This is a genomic window from Thioclava sp. IC9 (assembly GCF_002213225.1).
GTDB lineage: Bacteria > Pseudomonadota > Alphaproteobacteria > Rhodobacterales > Rhodobacteraceae > Thioclava > Thioclava nitratireducens.
In genome coordinates, this window is record NZ_NBNX01000005.1 from 197,023 (window position 1) to 215,073 (window position 18,051).

An 18,051-nucleotide genomic window follows, 5' to 3' on the forward strand; every position below is an offset into this window, starting at 1 on the left:
GGCGGATCGCGCCGATTACTCGGGCTTGTCGCGTTCATCGAGGCGTTTGCCCAGGCGTCGTGCCAGCGACACGAGGCGTTCCGGAACGTCCTTGTTCCAGACCTCGCCTGCCTGCTGCCGGAGCGCTTCATCCAAATCCTCGCCTGGAGGCTTTTTGTCGTGCTCTTTTTCCATGCCTTGCCTCCTTATGCCTTTTACGGCGGTCGAGGCAAACCGGTTTATATTTGGCGGATGCCTCCGTCGGATAAGCGCAATCCATGGCGAGGCTTCACACCGATGGCGCACCCGGCCATTCCGGGGCGTGGCGCAGCGGCGCCCGACGGCGCCGCCGCGCTTTGCGTTTCGTTGCTGCGACAGCGTCACTCCGCCGTCCGGACACGCAGATTGTTCTGCACATGGGTGACGCCGGAGACGCTGTCGGCGCAATCTTCGGCCCGGCGTTTGGCGCGGCGGGAGTCCACGTAGCCGTCCAGCGTGATCTCCTGATCCGCGACGCTGACGGTTATCTCGCGCGCGTCCACCAGCCGATCGTCGGTGAGCCGGTCGTGAACATCTTCCTCGATCCGGGCATCCGAGCGCCGGTAACCCTTAGGGCCGCGCCCGCGATGATCCTCTTCCCGACGCGCTTCGGCGTCTTCGTCCCCCAGCCATGAAGCGACCTCGTCGCCGGCCCGGTCCATGAAGCTCCGTCCGCCGTGCGCTTCACGTCCTGCGCCGCGCCGCTGCGCTGGTCTCGCCCGCCAATAGGGGTCCGGATCATAAGGTGCTCCGCCATAGACGGGCGGGAGGAATGGCCAAGCATAGCCTCCAGCCATCGGCGCCGCTGGATAGCCGTACTGTTCGAGCCGAGATCTGCGGTCTTCCGGGTCGCCTTCGTCTGGGTGGTGCCGCCGCGACAGGGCACGGCGGGCCTCTTCTTCGGTCATATCGTCATAGTGCCGTGACATGAGCTTCTCCTCTCGTGTTTGGCAACCGCGCAAAGCAGCGTGGTCTGAGCCGGGAACAGGAGCTGGCGCGATATGTTCCTGCCTGCTGCGGAACGCAGCGCGCCGCGATTGCGCGGGCCAGGGGTGGCAGCGCGCCTTCCTCTCAAGTCGCCACCATCCTCGCGGGCCGTTCCACGACGAACCTTGCGCGCAACGACAAGGCGGCGAGGAGCGGGATCGCCGCCGTTCCGCAGAACATCGCGGCGGGCCCGAAGCTCCCGGCGACCATGCCTGCGATCGCCGGGCCGATCACGCTGCCCGCAGCGGTCGCCAGAAGCGTCGCCGTAAAGCCGAGCGCGGGGAAGGACGGGAATAGACGTTCGGACCAGAAGGCGAGCACCGCGCTCGTCATCATCACGTTGATCCCCTGCAGGGCGGCGGAAGCGACGAGCGCGACCCAATTTCCGGGCTCGAACGCTGCGAAAACAAGCGATACAGCTGCGACCACAAGAAGGATACGCACCAGCAGGCTCAGACCGACCGCATCCCGCGCCCGCTTCGTGAAGAGACCGCTCAGCCCGAAGAAGCCGAAAAAGAGGAAGAGGACGGACGGCGTCGCGTCTTCGGGAAGCCCGGGATACTCCGCCTGCGCGAAGCGGTCTGCCGCGAAGGACACGTAGACGGCGGAGGTGATGCCGAACACGAAGGCGATGGAGAAAAGGGGCAGCGCGCACCGATTGAGAAGGTCGCCCCAACTCCGATCGGGGGCCTCCTCGGGGGCCTTGTCCACCTGGCGCAGAGCTGCCCAGTTGCCAATAAGTGCCAGAGCGCTCGCCCCGGCGAAGACCGACCAGCAGATCCGCCAGTCGAACTCCATCACGACCATTGCCAGGGCCAAAGCGCCTGCGCCCATGATCCCCACGCTGGTGCCCGTGCTGACCTGCGACAGCGCGGTCGGGCGGTCCACGTCGCTGACCTTGCGGTGCACCGCGTCGTTGAAGGGGGTCCAGGCAAAGCCGGCGCTCGAAGTCGCGAGGAAGATGCCGAGCGCCAGAACGCCGACAGTCGGAGCAAGTGCGACAATCGCCATCCCGGCGGTCGCCGCGCTCAATCCGGTCAGGACCGGGAATTCCGGTCCCCGGCGGTTCAGGAAGAACTGGGCGACCAGCAGGCCGAGGAAGAACCCCACGAAGCCGATGCTGGACACCGTGCCCACCGCGGAGGGTGACATCGAGAATGTGGACGAGAATTGGGGCACGAAGAGGCCGAACCCCATGCGGCCGGGGCCGTAGCTGATTGCGGTCGCCGCGAAACCGGCGGCTGAAAGACTCCGAAAGAAAGTGATTGCTGAACCCTCCGTCCGGGCCGAATGCGGTCCGCGTCATGCGTTGCTGTTGCGCGTCGTCAGGGGGTCGATCCCGGCGAACGGGCGTTGGAACAAAGTGGGCAGCAACTTGTTCCTGGAGCCTTCGGATTGAGCGCAACCCGCCGCGTTGCCCCATTCGCGTCGGCAAGCCTCCGCCCGCCCACAAAGGCGTGAGCGTGTAATGGGCTTAACCCAACAATTGTTCGAGACAGCCGCGCCCCATGAATTCAGCGTCGATGCATCAGGAAATGGCTCGGAAAGGCAGTGACGTGACACAGATATCCCACGAGAGCGTCGAGGCCGATCGCGTCGCGGAAATCCGGCACCGGATGGCCAATAGCTTTCAGCTTCTGTCGGCACACACCCGCCGCCAACTCAGAGAGGCCGAGACCCCCGAAGCGCGCTCGCGCCTCGCGCTTGTCCTCGACCAGATATTGACGGTCTCGCAGCTTCAGACCGGTCTCTCGATCGCTGAGGACGGGGGACTGCATCGATATCTGGACGGGGTCGAGCAGCTTTGGCGGCAGATCGCATTGCCGCACAGCATCGAGATCTCGGTGCGGCGGGACGATCTCTCCGGCCTGTCGCGCCAATGCACCGGGGCGATCGCGCTCATCCTGCAGGAAGCCGTCACCAACTGCATCAAGCATGCGTATCCGGCGGCGATGAACGTCAACGGCCATATCGACATCGAGGTGACCCTGTCGTCTGCGGGCGCTGGGCGGCTGTGTGTCTCCGATGACGGCGATGGTATGCCCGACGATGCGAATTTGACGAAAAGCCAGGGGTGCGAACTCATTCGAGACCTTGCTTCGGAGATCGGCGGGAGCGCCCGCTGGACCGCAGGCGACAATGGCGGAACGGTGCTCACGGTCGAATTTCCCGCGGGTCCGCGAGATAGGACAAGGAGCCATGATGGCGGAAATCCTCACTAGGAAACTGAAGCACGGAGGCTTTCTGACCGAAGACGATTGCGACCGGCTGACGGCCGTGACCAAGGAGGCCTACTACCTCGGGCCCAGAACGGATGTGATCCGGGAGGGCGAGGGTCCCGATGCCGTGCGCCTCGTGATCGAGGGCATCGCGTGTCGCTACAAGCTGATGCCGGACGGGCGCAGGGCGATCGTCGCGCTGCTTTTGCCGGGCGATTTCTGCGATCTTCATATCTCGATGCTGAAGCGGATGGATCACAGCATCGGCACGCTCACCCAATGCAAAATCGTCGACATTCCCCGTAGCACGGTCGACGATCTCTTGGAGAATTACCCGAGAATCCAGCGCTCGCTCTGGTGGGCGACGCTCGTCGACGAGGCGATTCTGCGCGAATGGCTCGTGAACATGGGCAAACGAAGATCGGATCGGCAGATGGCGCATTTGCTGTACGAGATGCATTTCCGTCTGAAGGCGGTCGGCCTCTCGCTCGGAAGCATGTTGCCGCTGACGCAGGAGGAACTGGCCGACATTCTCGGCATCTCTCACGTGCACGCCCAACGGGTCATGGCGAGCCTTCGGGACGCGGGGCTGGTGTCGCTCCAGGGGCGAAGGATCGTGGTTACAGACTTCGAGAGGATGATCGAATTTTCCGAGTTCGATCCCGATTACCTTCATCTTGACGAGGGTTCGACGTCATAAGCGCATGGGTGAAGGAATTGTTTGATGGCATTATTTTTTTTCGACACTGACGACGGACGGATGAGTGTTCGCGATAGCACCGGGCTGGAATTGGAGGACCGGGAGGCCGCACGGCGAGAGGCCATCGCCGCACTCACCCTTATTGCCAAGGACGTGCTCCCCAATGACGACCCGTATGCGATCTCGGTCACCGTCCGAGACGACCAAAGGCAAGCGATCTTCCATGCCAGCCTGACGCTCGTCGCCGAGTGGCTCGTTTGAGGGAAAGACACCGGCAGCGGCCCTGACCTTCTGGCGAGATTATCGTCGGAATTCGGAATTCTACAGGTCAGGGAAGCTTGGAGCGGGTAGCGGGAATCGAACCCGCGCGTTCAGCTTGGGAAGCTGACAGGCTACCATTACATCATACCCGCATGGTGCGAACGCAGAGGTATTCCAGCCGAAAGCCACGGTCAAGAGGGATCGCGCGGGGCCCCGCGCCCTCCCATGAAAAAGCGCCCGGCGAGGATCAGCTCACCGGGCGCCAGGCGCCGCGCGAAAAAAGGGAGACGAGGCGCGCGGGGGGTAGTTACATCTTCGGCTGAAGCACCGTGTCGATCACGTGGACCATACCGTTCTTCTGTTTCACATCAGCGGTCTGAACCGTCGCGACATCGCCTTTCGGGTCCTTAAGCATCACCATGCCGTCCTTGACCATCGCGGTCAGATCACAGCCGCCGAGCGTCTTGATTGTGGCCATGCCGTTACCCTTCTGAACGGTCGCGATGATATTCTCGGCGGTGATCACGCCCTTGGCGACGTGGCAGGTCAGGATATGCGTCAGCATCTCCTTGTTCTCCGGCTTCACCAGCGTGTCCACGGTGCCCGCGGGCAGCTTGTCGAAGGCCGCGTTGGTCGGCGCGAAGACGGTGAACGGGCCGGGGCCCGCCAGCGTGTCGACGAGGCCCGCAGCTTTCACGGCTGCGACGAGCGTCGTGAGGTTCGGAGCGGCCGAAGCGTTCGCCGCGATCGGCTTGCTCTCATACATTTTCGCGCCACCGACCATCGGGTTCGCCAGCGCGGGCAGGGCGAGGCCCAAGGTTGCGGCTGCGGTGAGCGACGCGGCGAATGCGCGGAATTTCATGGACATAGGTTTTCCTTCCCTGTTGAGCGACGGTTGTCCCCGCCAAAGCAAGAGGGTTACGGCGCGCCGGGGGCGAGCCGATCACTTACGTCTCATCACGAAATCGTGTGCAAGCTGATCCGGCCCGAAATCGGGCCGCTCGCAGCGCTCTGAAGCGAGGCCCGCAGGCCCGCCTCAGCCGCGCCTGCGCCGTCTGCGCCCGCCATCCTCGCCCGAGCCGCCGGTGTTGAAGCTGACCTCCGGAAGCGGCGCGATCTTGCGCAGCTCGGGGAAGGGGGCGGTGGCGTGCGGTAGCGCGTTCGCGGCCACGAAATGCTCCTGGAAGCGCGGCTCGATCGCGGTCTCGACCTTGGTGATCTGATGCACCTGCGCCTCGATCTCGCGCCGCGCCTTCACCGAGCACAGCGCCATATGCGCGCCCGTACCCGCTGCGTTGCCCGCCGAGGTGACACGATCGAGCGGCGCATCCGGGATCATCCCCAGCACCATCGCGTGCTTGGGCGAGATATGCGCGCCGAACGCACCCGCGAGCACCACGCGGTCGACCGTGTCCACGCCCATCTCGTCCATCAGCAGACGCGCGCCCGCGTAGAGCGCGGATTTCGCCAGCTGGATCGCACGGATGTCGCCTTGGGTGACGGTGATGCGCGGGCCTTCCTCACCACCGTCGTAGATCACGTATTCATGGGTGCGCCCGTTTGGCTCGCAGCGCGGGGTACCGACCTGCTCGGCCGAACCGATCAGCCCTGAGGTGTCCACGATCCCGGCCATCCGCATCTCGGCCACGGCCTCGATGATGCCCGAGCCGCAGATGCCGGTGATGCGGGGCGTGCCGAATTCGGGATCGGTCGACCAGTGCTCGTTGCCGATGATCTTGAAGCGCGGCTCCTTGGTCTCCGGGTCGATCTCGATGCGCTCGATCGCGCCGGGTGCGGCGCGCTGACCGCTGGAGATTTGCGCGCCCTCGAAGGCCGGGCCGGTGGGTGAAGAACAGGCCAGAACCCGTTGTTTATTCCCGAGAATGATCTCGGCATTGGTGCCGACATCGACGATCAGCGACAGGTCGTCGCGCTTCTGCGGAGCCTCGGACAGCGCCACCGCCGCCGCATCCGCGCCGACATGGCCCGCGATCAGCGGCAGGATATAGGCCCGCGCGCCAGCGCTGGCCTCGATGCCGATCTCGCGTGCGGCGAATTCAAGGCTCTCCGAGGTCGCGAGCGCAAAGGGCGCCTGACCCAACTCCACCGGATCGATGCCCAGCAACAGGTGGTGCATCACCGGGTTGCAGACGACGACCGCCTCGACGATCTCGCCCGTCTCGACCTTCGCCTCTTCCGCCAGTTGCCGCGCCAGATCGCCCATCGCATCGCGCACGGCGTTGGTCATTTCCTGATCGCCGCCGGGGTTCATCATCACGTAGGAGACCCGGCTCATCAGGTCTTCTCCGAAGCGGATCTGCGGGTTCATCACGCCCGCGCTCGCCAGCACCCGCCCGTCATCGAGCGCGACCAGATGCCCCGCAATCGTGGTCGAGCCGAGGTCGATCGCCAGCCCATACAGCGGCACTTCGCGCACGCCGGGGAAGATGCCCGTCACGCGCGGCCCGTCGCCCGCATCGTGGATCGCGACCGTGACCTTCCAATCGGCCTTGCGAAGCGCGGGCTGCAGGATTCGCAGAACATCAAGATCGGCGCGCACGCCTTTGATCTGCCATTGCTTTTCGAGGGCCTGCGAGAGCCGCTGCAGGTCGCCCTCGGGACGGTGCATATCCGGTTCCGCGACTTCGACATAGACCGGGCGCGTCGCCGGATCCATCTCCATCACGCGTTCGGAAGCCGCCTTGCGCACGACCTGTTTGTGCACCTGACTTTCGGGCGGCACGTCGATCACCACGTCGTCGAGGATTTCGGTCTGGCAGCCCAGCCGCCGCCCCGGTTTCAACCCGCGAATCCGGTCATAGCGTTCCTCGACCGCGTTGATCGGGCTGACCGCGCCGGGCTCCACATGCAGGCCGAGTTTGGGGAAATCGCCGAAGGACGGCGTGCACTGGCATTTCGAGCACACGCCGCGCCCGCCGCAGACGGAATCGAGATCGACACCCAGCTTGCGCGCCGCCGCGAGCACCCTTGTGCCACGCGCCACGCGCCCCCGCTTGCCAGAGGGGGTGAAGATTACCTGCACGTCTTCGGTCATATCGCGCTCCCGTTTTCCTTGCCCCTCGTTCTAGGGCCCATGCGGGGCAGAGCAAAGCCCGCAACCGACGCGCCTGCATGAGAAATCGTCATCATCATCATGCAGCCGATGCGCGCCGACCATTGCTCTCGCTGGCGCCGCGCTCTATCTAATCGGGCCATGAAGATACTCTTTCTAGGCGATGTGATGGGCCGCGCGGGCCGCGCCGCGATCACCGAAACCCTGCCGAAGCTTCGCGAGGAGTGGCGCCTCGATTTCGTCGTGGTCAATGGCGAGAACGCCTCGGGTGGCATGGGGCTGACCGGCGATCACGCGAAGCTTCTGCTGGATGCGGGCGCGGATGTGGTGACGCTGGGCGATCACGCCTTCGATCAGAAGGACATGTTGCGCTTCATCGAGAGCGAGCCGCGCATCATCCGCCCCGTGAACTACGCCAAGGAAGCGCCGGGCAAGGGCGCGCGGGTGTTCCAGGACCGGCGCGGGCGCAAGGTGCTGGTGGCGCAGGTGCTGGGCAACGTGTTCATGAAACGCGCCTTCGACGATCCCTTCTCGGCCATCGAGGCGGAACTGAAACGCTACCCGCTGGGCGGGGCGGTGCAGGCCGCGCTGGTGGATGTGCATTGCGAGGCGACCTCGGAGAAGATGGCGATGGGCCATTGGTGCGACGGGCGTGCGAGCGTCGTCGTGGGCACCCATACCCATGTCCCCACGGGCGATGCGCAGATCCTAGAGAAGGGCACGGCTTATCTCAGCGATGCGGGAATGTGCGGCGATTACGACTCCGTCATCGGCATGGCCAAGGCCGAACCGATGCGGCGCTTCGTGACCGGCATGTCGAAGGAACGCTTCTCGCCGGCGCGCGGTCCGGTGACGCTCTGCGGCTTCTATGTCGAGACCGACGACAAGACCGGCCGCGCCACCCGCTGCGAAGCGGTGCGCACCGGCGGCAGGCTCGCGCAATCGGTGCCGCTCTGAGCGCCGTTCGCGTCCCGATTTGCCCGAACCTCATGCCGTTGCGTGCAAATTTCCTTTGCTGCGGGCAGAGCGCGCTTGCTCGTGCATCGCGTGTCGATAGTATCGGCCCGATGCGCCTTCGCGAGAGCCTGAGATGATCCAACTGCCCTTCACCGGCACCGAGACGGCAGTCGCGGCCCTTCTCGTCGTGGGCTGGATGTTCGCGATGTTCGTCCGCGAGACTTGGCCGCCAGAGGTCACCGCGATCGCGGGCGCGGCGCTGATGCTGATCTTCGGCTTCGTCCCCTACGAGAACGCGGCCGCCATCCTGTCGAACCCGGCGCCCTGGACCATCGCCTTCATGTTCCTGATCGTGGGGGCCTTGGTGCGCACCGGCGCGCTCGACGCGATGACGCGCTACGCGGAATCGCGGATCGACCTGAACCCGAAGCTCACCGTGCTTCTGATGTTCGCGATCACCATGTTCGCCAGCGCGGTGATGAACAACACGCCGGTCGTTGCGGTGATGATCCCGGTCTTCATTCAGGTCGCGCGCAAGCTGAACCTCTCGCCGTCGCGCCTGCTGATGCCACTGAGCTACGTCACGGTGATGGGGGGCATGATCACCCTGATCGGTACCTCGACCAACATCCTCGTCGACGGCGTCGTGCGCGGCCGCGGCATGGAGCCCTTCACCATCTTCGAGATCGCGCCGTTGGGCTTCGCGATCTGCCTCGTCGGCGGGGCGTTCCTGATGATCTTCGCGCCGAAACTGATCCCCGAGCGGCAATCGCTGTCGTTCATGCTCGGCGATCGGCCGAAGATGAAATATTTCACCGAGGTCGCGATCCCGGAGGAGAGCGGCTTGATCGGCGAGAAAGTGCAGGAGGCCGACACTTTCAAGCGCGAGGGCGTACGGGTGATCGACGTGCTGCGCGGCGATGCCTCGCTGCGCCGAGATCTGGCCTCGGTCGAGCTGATGGCGGGCGACCGCGTCGTGCTGCGCTCCGAGATGGAAGAACTGCTCGGGATGCAGAAGAACCGCGACCTTCGCATGGTCGACAAGCTGTCCTCGGTGCAGACCGAGACGGTGGAAGTGCTGATCTCGCCCGGCTGCCGGATGATCGGGCAGCGTCTGGGCGACATGCGCCTGCGCCGCCGCTATGGCGTCTACACGCTGGCCGCGCACCGCCGGAACCAGAATATCGGTCGCCAGCTCGACGATCTGATCGTGGTGGTGGGCGATACGCTGCTGCTTGAAGGCGCGCCCGAGGATATTGCGCGTCTGGCCTCTGATATGGACCTTGTGGACGTGTCGAAACCGCAGGCGCGCGCCTATCGCCGCTCGCATCTGCCGCTCGCGATGGGTGCTTTGAGTGCGGTGGTTATCTTCGCGGCGCTTGGCGTGGCCCCAATCCTCGCGCTCGCGATGGTGGCGGTGGCGGGCATCCTCGTCAGCCGCTGCATCGATACCGACGAGGCCTTCACCTTCATCGAGGGCCGCCTGCTCGCACTGATCTTCGCGATGCTCGTGGTCGGCGCGGGGCTCGAGCATTCCGGCGCAGTCGAACTGATCGTCTCGGGCGTGGCGCCCTTGCTGAAGATGCTGCCGCCGCAGCTTGCGCTGTTCGTGGTCTATTTCCTCGGCCTGTTCATGACAGAGCTGCTGTCGAACAACGCCGTGGCGGTGATCTACACCCCGATCGCGATCTCGCTGGCCGCCGCTCTCGGGCTCGATCCGCGGCCCTTCGCCGTGGCTGTGATGTTCTCCGCCTCGGTGGCTTTCGCGACCCCGATAGGATATCAGACCCATATGATGATCTATGGCCCAGGTGGCTATAAGTTCACCGATTTCCTGCGCGTCGGCATCCCGATGGATATCGTGACCGGGGTGACCGCCTGCCTGCTGATCCCGCTGATCTGGCCCTTCTGAGGAGGTTCCCCCATGCGCTTTGCCGCTCGTCTCGCCGCCCTGTCGCTTCTCGCGCCGCTCGCGCTCGCCGCATGCGTGCCGGGGCCGGGGACCCGCGCACCGTCCTGGCCGGACAAGATCAGCTTCCGGGGCACGGTGATGCAGGTGTCGTTCAATGACGGCACAAACTGCCAAGCCAATATCTCGGACCAGTATACCGGCGACCTTGTGGATTGCCCCTATCCGATGCGCTACCAAGTGACCCGCTTCGAGCCGAGCTATCTCGCGGGCAGCGGGGTGGGGGACCTGTTCCAGCCCTATGCCGAGGTGACGCTGAAAGACGCGGCCGGTCGGCGCTGGCACTTCAAGACGCCTCGTGACGTGCCGCCGCATGCCCGCGGCGAGGGCCAGATCCAGCTGCCGCAGTAACCTCGCCCCGGTGGGCACGGAGCCGGCCCGCATCCATCGATCTTGAATCATCCCCCCGTTGCGCACTATACGGGGTCGATTTCGCGACTATTCCGAACGGAGATACCCATGGCAGGCCACTCAAAATGGGCCAACATCCAGCACCGCAAGGGCAAGCAGGATGCGGCGCGCTCGAAGATGTTTTCCAAGCTCTCGAAAGAGATCACGGTTGCCGCGAAGATGGGCGACCCCGATCCCGAGAAGAACCCGCGCCTGCGCCTCGCCGTGAAAGCGGCCAAATCCCAGTCGATGCCGAAAGACGTGATCGACCGCGCGATCAAGAAATCTCAGGCGGGCGACGGCGATGAATATACCGAAATCCGCTACGAGGGCTACGGCCCCGAGGGCATCGCGGTGATCGTCGAGGCGATGACCGACAACCTCAACCGCACCGCGTCGAACGTGCGCTCCACCTTCACCAAGAACGGCGGCAATCTGGGCACCACCGGTTCGGTGTCCTTCATGTTCGACCGTATGGGCGAGATCATCTATCCCGCGTCCGTGGGCGATGCCGAGACCGTGCTGATGGCCGCGATCGAGGCGGGCGCCGAAGACGTCGAGAGCGACGAGGAAGGCCACTGGATCTACTGCGCGATGGAAGACCTCTCGGATGTCTCCGACGCGCTGGAGAAGGAACTGGGCGAGGCCGAGGAGGCCAAGTTGATCTGGAAGCCCCAGAACCGCACCGAGGTCGATCTCGAGACCGCCCAGAAGCTGATGAAGCTGATCGACACGCTCGAAGACGATGACGACGTGCAATCCGTCACCGCCAATTTCGACGTGCCCGAAGATGTTGCAGCGCAGCTGTAACGCGTTTCGCCGGAAAAATAGGAAAAAGCGCCCTCCGGGGCGCTTTTTGCATGAAAAACGCGTGAAATTGCGCCTTTTCCCGTGCCCCGGTTTACATTCCGGGCCATAACCCCCACGTTGTCGCGTGACGCTCCGAGCACCCGCGAACCCCCGCGGCCTCGGCAAATTCATCTGCCCGCGAAAGGATATCACCATGACCCAGGCAAAGGCTGGCGACACCCTGCATCTGCATTACACCGGCAAGCTCGATGACGGCTCCGTCTTCGACAGCTCGCAAGGCCGCGAGCCGCTCTCCTTCACGCTCGGCTCGGGGCAGATCATTCCCGGCCTCGACAAGGGCGTGACCGGCATGGAAGAGGGCGAAAAGCGCACCGTGCGTGTCGAGCCCGAAGAAGCCTATGGCGAGCACCACCCCGAGCGCATGCAGGCCGTCGACCGCGCGAACATTCCCGACGACATCCCGACCGAGCCGGGCACTCAGCTTCAGGTTCAGACCCAGGACGGCCAGACCGTGAACGTGACCGTCGCCGAGGCGAACGAGAAGGAACTCGTCCTCGACGCGAACCACCCGCTCGCCGGCAAGGCGCTGACCTTCGACGTGGAGCTCGTCAAGATCGACGCGTAAGTCGGCACGCACCTGGCGTGACTTCAACGGCGGCTGTGCCTTCCCGGCGCGGCCGCCGTTAATTTTATCCGGAGCAGGGCGGACGGTCGCTCCGGCCACGATATGTCCCTTGCGACAGGCAATTCGCTGCGGGCGCATCCTGCGCCGGAACCAAACCCTCTCCGCCCCCCCCCCCCCCTTTTCCCATCGACGTGTCTCTGTTACGCGGCGCGCTCCATCCCAGTGACACCACCTGAAACCCGAGAGAAGGAGCCGCCATGCGCATTTCCGTCGACGTGCAGATGCAATACCAGTTCCCGCAGCCCAATACGGTCGCGCTGGTGCTCGAAGCGGCGCATGCTCCGGGGCAGGAGATCGTCAGCGCGTCGATGAATCTCGGCGATGCGACCGTCGACCGGATCGCGGGCGATTGCGGCGTGGGCGAGCGGATCTGGGCCCGGGTCGGCACGCAGATGACGCTGCATTATCAGGCGCTGATCGACATCACGCGCCCGGCGATCGACCTCAGCCAGATGCGAGCCGCGCAGTTGCACGAACTGCCCGCCGAGGCCGCCCCCTATATCCGCCCCTCGCGCTACGTGCAGTCCGACAAGTTCGTCTCCTTCGTGGGCAAGCGCTTCGGCGATCTGCAGGGCGGCGCGAAAGTGGCCGCGATCCGCGACTGGATCGAGAAGAACCTCTCCTACGTGCCCGGCGCGTCGGACAGCGACACCAATGTGCTCGAGACTTTCGCGGGCCGGGCAGGGGTTTGCCGCGACTACGCGCATCTGTTCTGCGCGATGGTGCGTGCGGCGCAGATCCCGGCGCGGATGGCTTCGTCCTACGGGCCGGACGTGAGGCCGCAGGATTTCCACGCCGTGGCCGAGGTCTGGCTCGATGGCGCGTGGCATATGGTCGATGCGACCGGCATGTGCGGGGCCGAGAACATGGCGCTGGTCGCGGTGGGGCGCGACGCCTATGACGTGGCCTTCATGGAATCGCAGGCGCCCGCAACGCTGATCAACCAGAGCGTCTCCGTAATCCGGGTCTGAGCGCGTTCCTTCAGCGCTTCAACGGATAGCGATCGGCCTCTTCGAAGACGTCGATCACTTTCGTTCCGGCCTTGAGCCGCGCGGAATGTTCCGCGCCCGAAGGGATGTTGTAGGTCTCGCCGGGGCGATAGACCCGGGTCTCGCCTGCGATGGTCAGCTCCGCCTCGCCTTCGATCACGGTGCCCCACTGGCCCTTGTGGGAATGGGCCGGAAGGTCGAAATCGGTGAGGAAGTGCAGAAACACCACCAGCCCCGCCTCCGAGCGGACCGCGTGGCTGCGCACCTGATCTTCGGGAAACGGCAGATCGAGGGCGGGGAAGGCCTGAATGAAATCGGGTAGCTCCATGGGTGTCTCTCCTCCTGACGGGCCTGCGGGACATGCGTCACTATGCGCGCCGCGCAGGCCGCGGGCAATGCGCGCTCAGCCCGGGGAGCCGCTCAGACCGGAACAAGCCGTGCGCGACGCCCTGTTCCCGCCCCCTTACACCAACACCACCTTCGCCGCCTTCCGCAACGCTTTGGTCAGCGGCGCGAGCGGGGCTTTCAGCCGCCTTGCGCTTTGCCAGTAGAGCGGCACGTCGATCGGCGCCGGGCCCAGCCGTTCCAGCGCGCCGCTTTCCAGATGCGCCTGCACCAGCACCTCGGGGTTCAGCCCCCAGCCCATGCCGCGCAGACAGGCCTCTACGAAGCCTTCGGTCGAGCCGATACGATGCGCCCGCAACCCCATCGGCATGCCCGCGATCATCGAGGCCCAGCGATCCTGCAAGCGATCCTTCGCGTTGAACTGCAGGGCCGGGGCCGCGCGCAAACTGTGCCGGTCGATCCGGTTCGGAAAATACCGCGCGACGAAGTCCGGACTCGCCGTCGCGATATAGCGCAGCCGCCCGAGGCTCACGCCGTCGCAGCCCGCGATCGGCCCCGCGTCGGCGGTGATCGCCCCCACGACCTCGCCCCGTCGCAACAGCCCCGCCGAATGGTCCTGATCGTCGATCACCAGATCGAAACGCACGCCCTCCACCTCGGCCAGCCCGGGCAGCACCCATGTCGCGAGACTGTCGGCATTGACGGCGATACGCAGAACCGGCGGGGTCTCGGAGGGCGCCAGCTCGGTTTCGAGAAGCGCCACCTCGCGCAGATGGGCGATCAGCCGCGCCCCATCCTCGGTCGCGCGGCAGGGCGTGGCGCGGATCACCAGAACGGCGCCCATGCGTTCCTCCAACTGGCGGACGCGTTGCGAGACGGCCGATTGCGACACCCCTAGCCGTGCGCTCGCGGCCTCGAAGCTTCCGGTCTCGATCACGGTGGCGAGCGCATCCAGCGCGGCATAGTCGAACATAAGTTTTACTTATACAGAGTTAGTTTAATTAAGTTGAACTTATATGCGCGCCCCGGCACTGAGAAGCGTCTCCGAGCAGACTGGGGGTGAGGCGGATGGAATTGGCGGCATTCTGGGCAGGGCTGAAACTGGGCCTCGGGCTGATCGTGGCGATCGGCGCGCAAAACGCTTTCGTGCTGCGTCAGGGGCTGCGGCGCGAGCATGTCTTCGCGGTGGCGCTGTTCTGCGCGCTTTCCGACGCGGTGCTGATCGCCATTGGCGTGTCGGGCTTTGCCGCCGCGTCCACCGCACTGCCATGGCTGGCCGAGGCGCTGCGCTGGGGCGGTGTCGCCTTTCTTAGCTGGTATGCGATCCGTTCCGCTTTGGCGGCGATCCGGGGCGGCGAGCATCTCGACCCGAGCGCGGGCAGCGCGCCGTCCTTGCGCGCGGTCCTCGTGACGGTGGCCGCTTTCACATGGGCGAACCCCCATGTCTGGCTCGATACGGTGGTGCTTCTGGGCGCGGTCTCGGCGCAGTTCGCAGGCGCGCGGATCGGCTTCGCCACCGGCGCGATCGTGGCCTCCTTCGTGTTCTTCTTCGCGCTGGCCTATGGCGCGCGGCTGCTGGCGCCGCTTTTCGCCAAGGAGAGCGCCTGGCGCGTGCTTGATGCGCTGATTGGGCTGCTGATGGGTTCGATCGCCTGGAAGCTCGCCGCGGGCGGATTATAACCGACACAAAACCGCCCCTTGCGCGCGGTGCCGATCCAGCGTCCAAGAGAGCCATGACCGCGCAAGACAAACCTAACAAACCGCTGATCGGCATCCTGTGGATGCTCGCCACCACCGCCTGTTTCGTCATGGTGAATATCATCGTCCACTGGCTGGGCGATCAGGTGCCCGCCGCGCAATCGGCCTTCGTGCGCTTCACCTGGGGGCTGATCTTCTTCGCCCCCGCACTGGCCCGCATCCTGCGCCAGAACTTCCCGCCGCAGGTCTGGGCGCTGTTCGGTGTGCGCGGGGCGTTGCATGCGGTGGCGGTGGGGCTGTGGTTCTTCGCGATGAGCAATATCCCGATCGCCGATGTCACCGCGATCAACTACCTCAACCCGATCGTGGTGACGGTGGGCGGTGCGCTCCTGTTGGGCGAGGGGCTGGCGTGGCGGCGCGTGACGGCGGTGATCGTCGCGCTGATCGGGGCGCTGATCATCCTGCGCCCGGGGATGCGCGCGATCGAGCCCGGCCATATCGCCCAGCTTGGCGCGGCGCTGTTCTTTGGCGGCGCCTATCTCGCGGCGAAGCGGCTGACCGATTACGTGCCCGCGGGCACGGTGGTCGCGATGATGACGCTGGTAGTGACCGTCGCGCTCGCTCCGGTGGCGATCTGGAAATGGGAGCCGATCACGCTGTCCGAGACGCTCTGGCTGGGCGCGGTGGCGGTCTTCGCCACCGGCGGGCATTACTGCATGACGCGGGCCTTCGCCGCGGCGCCCGTGACGGTGACGCAGCCGGTGATCTTCCTGCAACTGGTCTGGGCGGCGATTGCGGGCTGGACGATCTTCGACGAGCGTCCCGACCCCTACGTGATCCTCGGCGGTGCAATCATCATCGGCGCGGTGAGCTACATGACCATCCGCGAGGCGCAGCTCAAACGCCGGGTGACGCCGCCTCCGCCGGCCACCAAGATCTGACAGCGCCGCACTTTTCTGCAAATGTCGGATGCCTCCGGCGGGGATATTTGAGCCAAGCCGAAGGGGCGCGCGCGCCCCTTCGGCTTGGTCAAAATATCCTCCGCGAAGCGTCCCTCAGCTCGCCTCGGCGCTGCGCTGGGGGTCGATGAGCCGCGTGATGACGCCTTCGCGGGTCACGACGCGGCCATCGGTGAGCGGGACGGCGGGCTCGTGGCGCAGCCGCTCCATCACGTCGCGCACGGGGGCGTCGGCGGGCATCGGTTCACCCGTGGCATCGCCGGTCGGCGTGCCGACGGGATCGGCGATATCCTCGGCGGTCAGCACGCCGAGCGGGTTCATATGGGCCACGAAATCGGCCACATAGCCGTTCGCCGGTTTGGCGATGATGTCGCGTGCCGTGCCGCATTGCACGATCCGCCCGCCTTCCATCAGCGCGATCCGGTTGCCGATCTTGAACGCCTCGTCGAGGTCGTGGCTGACGAAGATGATCGTGCGCTTGAGCTTGGTCTGCAGCTCCAGCAACTCGTCCTGCAGCTTGGTGCGGATCAGCGGGTCGAGCGCCGAGAAGGGCTCGTCCATCAGCAGGATCGGCGCGTCGGTGGCGAACGCCCGGGCAAGACCCACGCGCTGCTGCATGCCGCCCGAAAGCTCTGCCACCTGACGGTCGGCCCAGTCCGACAGACCCACCAGTTCCAACTGGGTGTCGACCTTCTTGCGGCGTTCCGCCTTGCTCATGCCGGCGAGTTCGAGGCCGAGGCCGACATTCTCGCGCACGGTACGCCAGGGCAGCAGGCCAAATTGCTGGAAGACCATCGCGATCTTGTTGAGGCGCATTTTGCGCAAGGTCGCGGGGTCGGCGTGGGTGACATCGACGAGACGCTCGCCGTCATGCACCTCGACCTGACCGCGCACGACGGGGTTGAGACCGTTCACCGCGCGCAACAGCGTCGATTTGCCGGAGCCCGAGAGGCCCATCAGCACGAGAATCTCGCCCTCGGGTACCTCGACCGAGCAGTCATGCACGCCCAGAACCTGATCGGTGCGCTCCTGAATCTCGGGGCGCGAGAGCCCTTCGTCCATCAAGGGCAGGGCCTCTTGCGGGCGATCGCCGAAGACGATGGAGACATTGTCGAATTTGACGGCGGTTTTGGCTTTGGTCTGGGTCATTTCGAACCTCCGCGGCGCAGCATGCGGTCAAGGATGATGGCGACGACGACGATCACGAAGCCGGATTCGAAGCCGAGTGCCGTGTTCACGGTGTTCAGTGCGCGCACGACCGGCACGCCAAGCCCGTCAGCGCCGACGAGCGCGGCCACCACGACCATCGAGAGTGAGAGCATGATCGTCTGGTTCAGACCCGCCATGATCTGCGGCGTGGCGTAGGGCAGTTCGACCTTCCACAAAAGCTGGCTCTTGGTCGCGCCGAAGGATTGCGCGGCCTCGGTCAGCGTGTCGGGGGTGGAGGAAACGCCCAGATGGGTAAGACGGATCGGCGCGGGCAGAACGAAGATCACGGTCGCGATCAGGCCGGGCACCATGCCGATGCCGAAGAAGACGATGGCCGGGATCAGGTAGACGAAGGCCGGCAGCGTCTGCATCAGGTCCAAGACCGGTTGCAGTACTGAATACAGCCGTGGGCGATGGGCGGCGGCGATGCCGATCGGCACCCCGATCCCCATGCAGACCACGCAGGCGGCGATCACGAGGGTGAGGCTCTCGGTCGTCTCTTCCCAGTAGTCCTGATTGAGGATGAACAGGAAGCCCACGATCACCAGCAGGGAAATCTTCCAGCTGCGCTGCAGCAGGTAGGCGATCACCGCGAAGGCGAGGATCACGAGAAGGGGCGGGGGGCCTTGCAGCACCCAGAGCGTTGCGTCGATCAGCGCTTTCAGCGCGACGGAGAGGGCGTCGAAGAGCGGCGCTGCATGGTCCTGCAGCCAGTCGATCACGATCTTGGCCGTCTTGCCCACGGGGATTTTGGTTTCGGTCAACCAGTTCATAACTGTCCT

The 18,051-nt window shown here is 65.2% G+C and carries 20 protein-coding genes and 1 tRNA gene; 11 read left to right on the forward strand and 10 right to left on the reverse strand.

The window, feature by feature from the left end; translation table 11 throughout:
* Positions 1-15: 15 nt before the first annotated feature.
* From B6V76_RS20000 to B6V76_RS14580, 3 genes are all read right to left on the reverse strand, one after another.
* The gene (locus B6V76_RS20000; protein WP_157771597.1) at positions 16-174 is read right to left on the reverse strand and encodes a hypothetical protein; all 159 of its coding nucleotides are present in this window, start codon (positions 172-174) and stop codon (positions 16-18) included.
* A 185-nt stretch (positions 175-359) separates the two neighbouring features.
* Positions 360-947, reverse strand: a complete 588-nt coding sequence (locus B6V76_RS14575) for a BON domain-containing protein (RefSeq protein ID WP_088727790.1) — start codon at positions 945-947, stop codon at positions 360-362.
* Positions 948-1,089: 142 nt separating this feature from the next.
* A complete protein-coding gene (locus B6V76_RS14580) occupies positions 1,090-2,271 on the reverse strand; it encodes an MFS transporter (RefSeq protein WP_088727791.1) in 1,182 nt (393 codons plus the stop codon).
* A gap of 290 nt (positions 2,272-2,561) precedes the next feature.
* On the opposite strand from B6V76_RS14580, the gene B6V76_RS14585 reads away from it, so the two are divergent.
* The 3 genes from B6V76_RS14585 to B6V76_RS14595 are packed head-to-tail and all read left to right on the forward strand — an operon-like array spanning position 2,562 to position 4,185.
* Complete coding sequence (locus tag B6V76_RS14585) at positions 2,562-3,227, forward strand: sensor histidine kinase (RefSeq protein WP_166504605.1); 666 nt, start codon at positions 2,562-2,564, stop codon at positions 3,225-3,227.
* Entirely contained in the window at positions 3,205-3,924 is a 720-nt protein-coding gene (locus B6V76_RS14590; RefSeq protein WP_240497873.1) for a Crp/Fnr family transcriptional regulator, read from the forward strand. The genes B6V76_RS14585 and B6V76_RS14590 overlap by 23 nt, the downstream gene beginning before the upstream one ends.
* A gap of 24 nt (positions 3,925-3,948) precedes the next feature.
* Positions 3,949-4,185: a hypothetical protein gene (locus tag B6V76_RS14595; RefSeq protein ID WP_075775570.1), complete on the forward strand. Its 237-nt coding sequence runs from the start codon at positions 3,949-3,951 to the stop codon at positions 4,183-4,185.
* A gap of 78 nt (positions 4,186-4,263) precedes the next feature.
* Here B6V76_RS14595 and B6V76_RS14600 read toward each other — a convergent pair.
* The 3 genes from B6V76_RS14600 to B6V76_RS14610 form a co-directional block, all read right to left on the reverse strand.
* Positions 4,264-4,337 (reverse strand) — tRNA-Gly (locus B6V76_RS14600).
* A gap of 155 nt (positions 4,338-4,492) precedes the next feature.
* The gene (locus B6V76_RS14605; RefSeq protein WP_088720252.1) at positions 4,493-5,053 is read right to left on the reverse strand and encodes a fasciclin domain-containing protein; all 561 of its coding nucleotides are present in this window, start codon (positions 5,051-5,053) and stop codon (positions 4,493-4,495) included.
* Positions 5,054-5,221: 168 nt separating this feature from the next.
* On the reverse strand, positions 5,222-7,240 hold the full coding sequence (locus B6V76_RS14610; protein ID WP_075775553.1) for an ASKHA domain-containing protein: 2,019 nt from the start codon (positions 7,238-7,240) through the stop codon (positions 5,222-5,224).
* A gap of 159 nt (positions 7,241-7,399) precedes the next feature.
* On the opposite strand from B6V76_RS14610, the gene B6V76_RS14615 reads away from it, so the two are divergent.
* The 6 genes from B6V76_RS14615 to B6V76_RS14640 all read left to right on the forward strand — a co-directional run bounded on the left by B6V76_RS14615 (position 7,400) and on the right by B6V76_RS14640 (position 13,040).
* Positions 7,400-8,215: a TIGR00282 family metallophosphoesterase gene (locus tag B6V76_RS14615; protein ID WP_088720254.1), complete on the forward strand. Its 816-nt coding sequence runs from the start codon at positions 7,400-7,402 to the stop codon at positions 8,213-8,215.
* Between the two features lie 133 nt (positions 8,216-8,348).
* Entirely contained in the window at positions 8,349-10,127 is a 1,779-nt protein-coding gene (locus B6V76_RS14620; RefSeq protein WP_088727794.1) for an SLC13 family permease, read from the forward strand.
* A gap of 12 nt (positions 10,128-10,139) precedes the next feature.
* The gene (locus B6V76_RS14625) at positions 10,140-10,535 is read left to right on the forward strand and encodes a hypothetical protein (RefSeq protein WP_088727795.1); all 396 of its coding nucleotides are present in this window, start codon (positions 10,140-10,142) and stop codon (positions 10,533-10,535) included.
* A 108-nt stretch (positions 10,536-10,643) separates the two neighbouring features.
* Entirely contained in the window at positions 10,644-11,384 is a 741-nt protein-coding gene (locus B6V76_RS14630; RefSeq protein WP_088727796.1) for a YebC/PmpR family DNA-binding transcriptional regulator, read from the forward strand.
* A gap of 193 nt (positions 11,385-11,577) precedes the next feature.
* Positions 11,578-12,009, forward strand: a complete 432-nt coding sequence (locus B6V76_RS14635) for a peptidylprolyl isomerase (RefSeq protein WP_075775548.1) — start codon at positions 11,578-11,580, stop codon at positions 12,007-12,009.
* A gap of 257 nt (positions 12,010-12,266) precedes the next feature.
* On the forward strand, positions 12,267-13,040 hold the full coding sequence (locus B6V76_RS14640) for a transglutaminase family protein (protein WP_075775547.1): 774 nt from the start codon (positions 12,267-12,269) through the stop codon (positions 13,038-13,040).
* 10 nt (positions 13,041-13,050) lie between these two features.
* Here the strand turns inward: B6V76_RS14640 and B6V76_RS14645 are convergent, their stop codons facing one another.
* Both B6V76_RS14645 and B6V76_RS14650 read right to left on the reverse strand, forming a co-directional pair.
* Positions 13,051-13,386: a cupin domain-containing protein gene (locus B6V76_RS14645; RefSeq protein WP_075775546.1), complete on the reverse strand. Its 336-nt coding sequence runs from the start codon at positions 13,384-13,386 to the stop codon at positions 13,051-13,053.
* Between the two features lie 135 nt (positions 13,387-13,521).
* Positions 13,522-14,376 (reverse strand): LysR family transcriptional regulator ArgP, encoded by an 855-nt coding sequence (locus tag B6V76_RS14650; protein WP_088727797.1) that lies wholly within the window; start codon positions 14,374-14,376, stop codon positions 13,522-13,524.
* Positions 14,377-14,471: 95 nt separating this feature from the next.
* Here B6V76_RS14650 and B6V76_RS14655 point away from each other — a divergent pair, with 95 nt between their 5' ends.
* Together B6V76_RS14655 and B6V76_RS14660 are read left to right on the forward strand one after the other, a co-directional pair.
* Positions 14,472-15,083 (forward strand): LysE/ArgO family amino acid transporter, encoded by a 612-nt coding sequence (locus B6V76_RS14655; RefSeq protein ID WP_088727798.1) that lies wholly within the window; start codon positions 14,472-14,474, stop codon positions 15,081-15,083.
* Between the two features lie 53 nt (positions 15,084-15,136).
* The gene (locus tag B6V76_RS14660) at positions 15,137-16,042 is read left to right on the forward strand and encodes a DMT family transporter (protein WP_166504606.1); all 906 of its coding nucleotides are present in this window, start codon (positions 15,137-15,139) and stop codon (positions 16,040-16,042) included.
* A 114-nt stretch (positions 16,043-16,156) separates the two neighbouring features.
* Here B6V76_RS14660 and choV read toward each other — a convergent pair whose 3' ends face one another.
* Positions 16,157-17,209: a choline ABC transporter ATP-binding protein gene (gene choV / locus B6V76_RS14665; protein ID WP_075775543.1), complete on the reverse strand. Its 1,053-nt coding sequence runs from the start codon at positions 17,207-17,209 to the stop codon at positions 16,157-16,159.
* Complete coding sequence (choW, locus tag B6V76_RS14670; RefSeq protein WP_075775542.1) at positions 17,206-18,042, reverse strand: choline ABC transporter permease subunit; 837 nt, start codon at positions 18,040-18,042, stop codon at positions 17,206-17,208. The genes choV and choW overlap by 4 nt, the downstream gene beginning before the upstream one ends.
* Between the last annotated feature and the right edge of the window lie 9 nt (positions 18,043-18,051).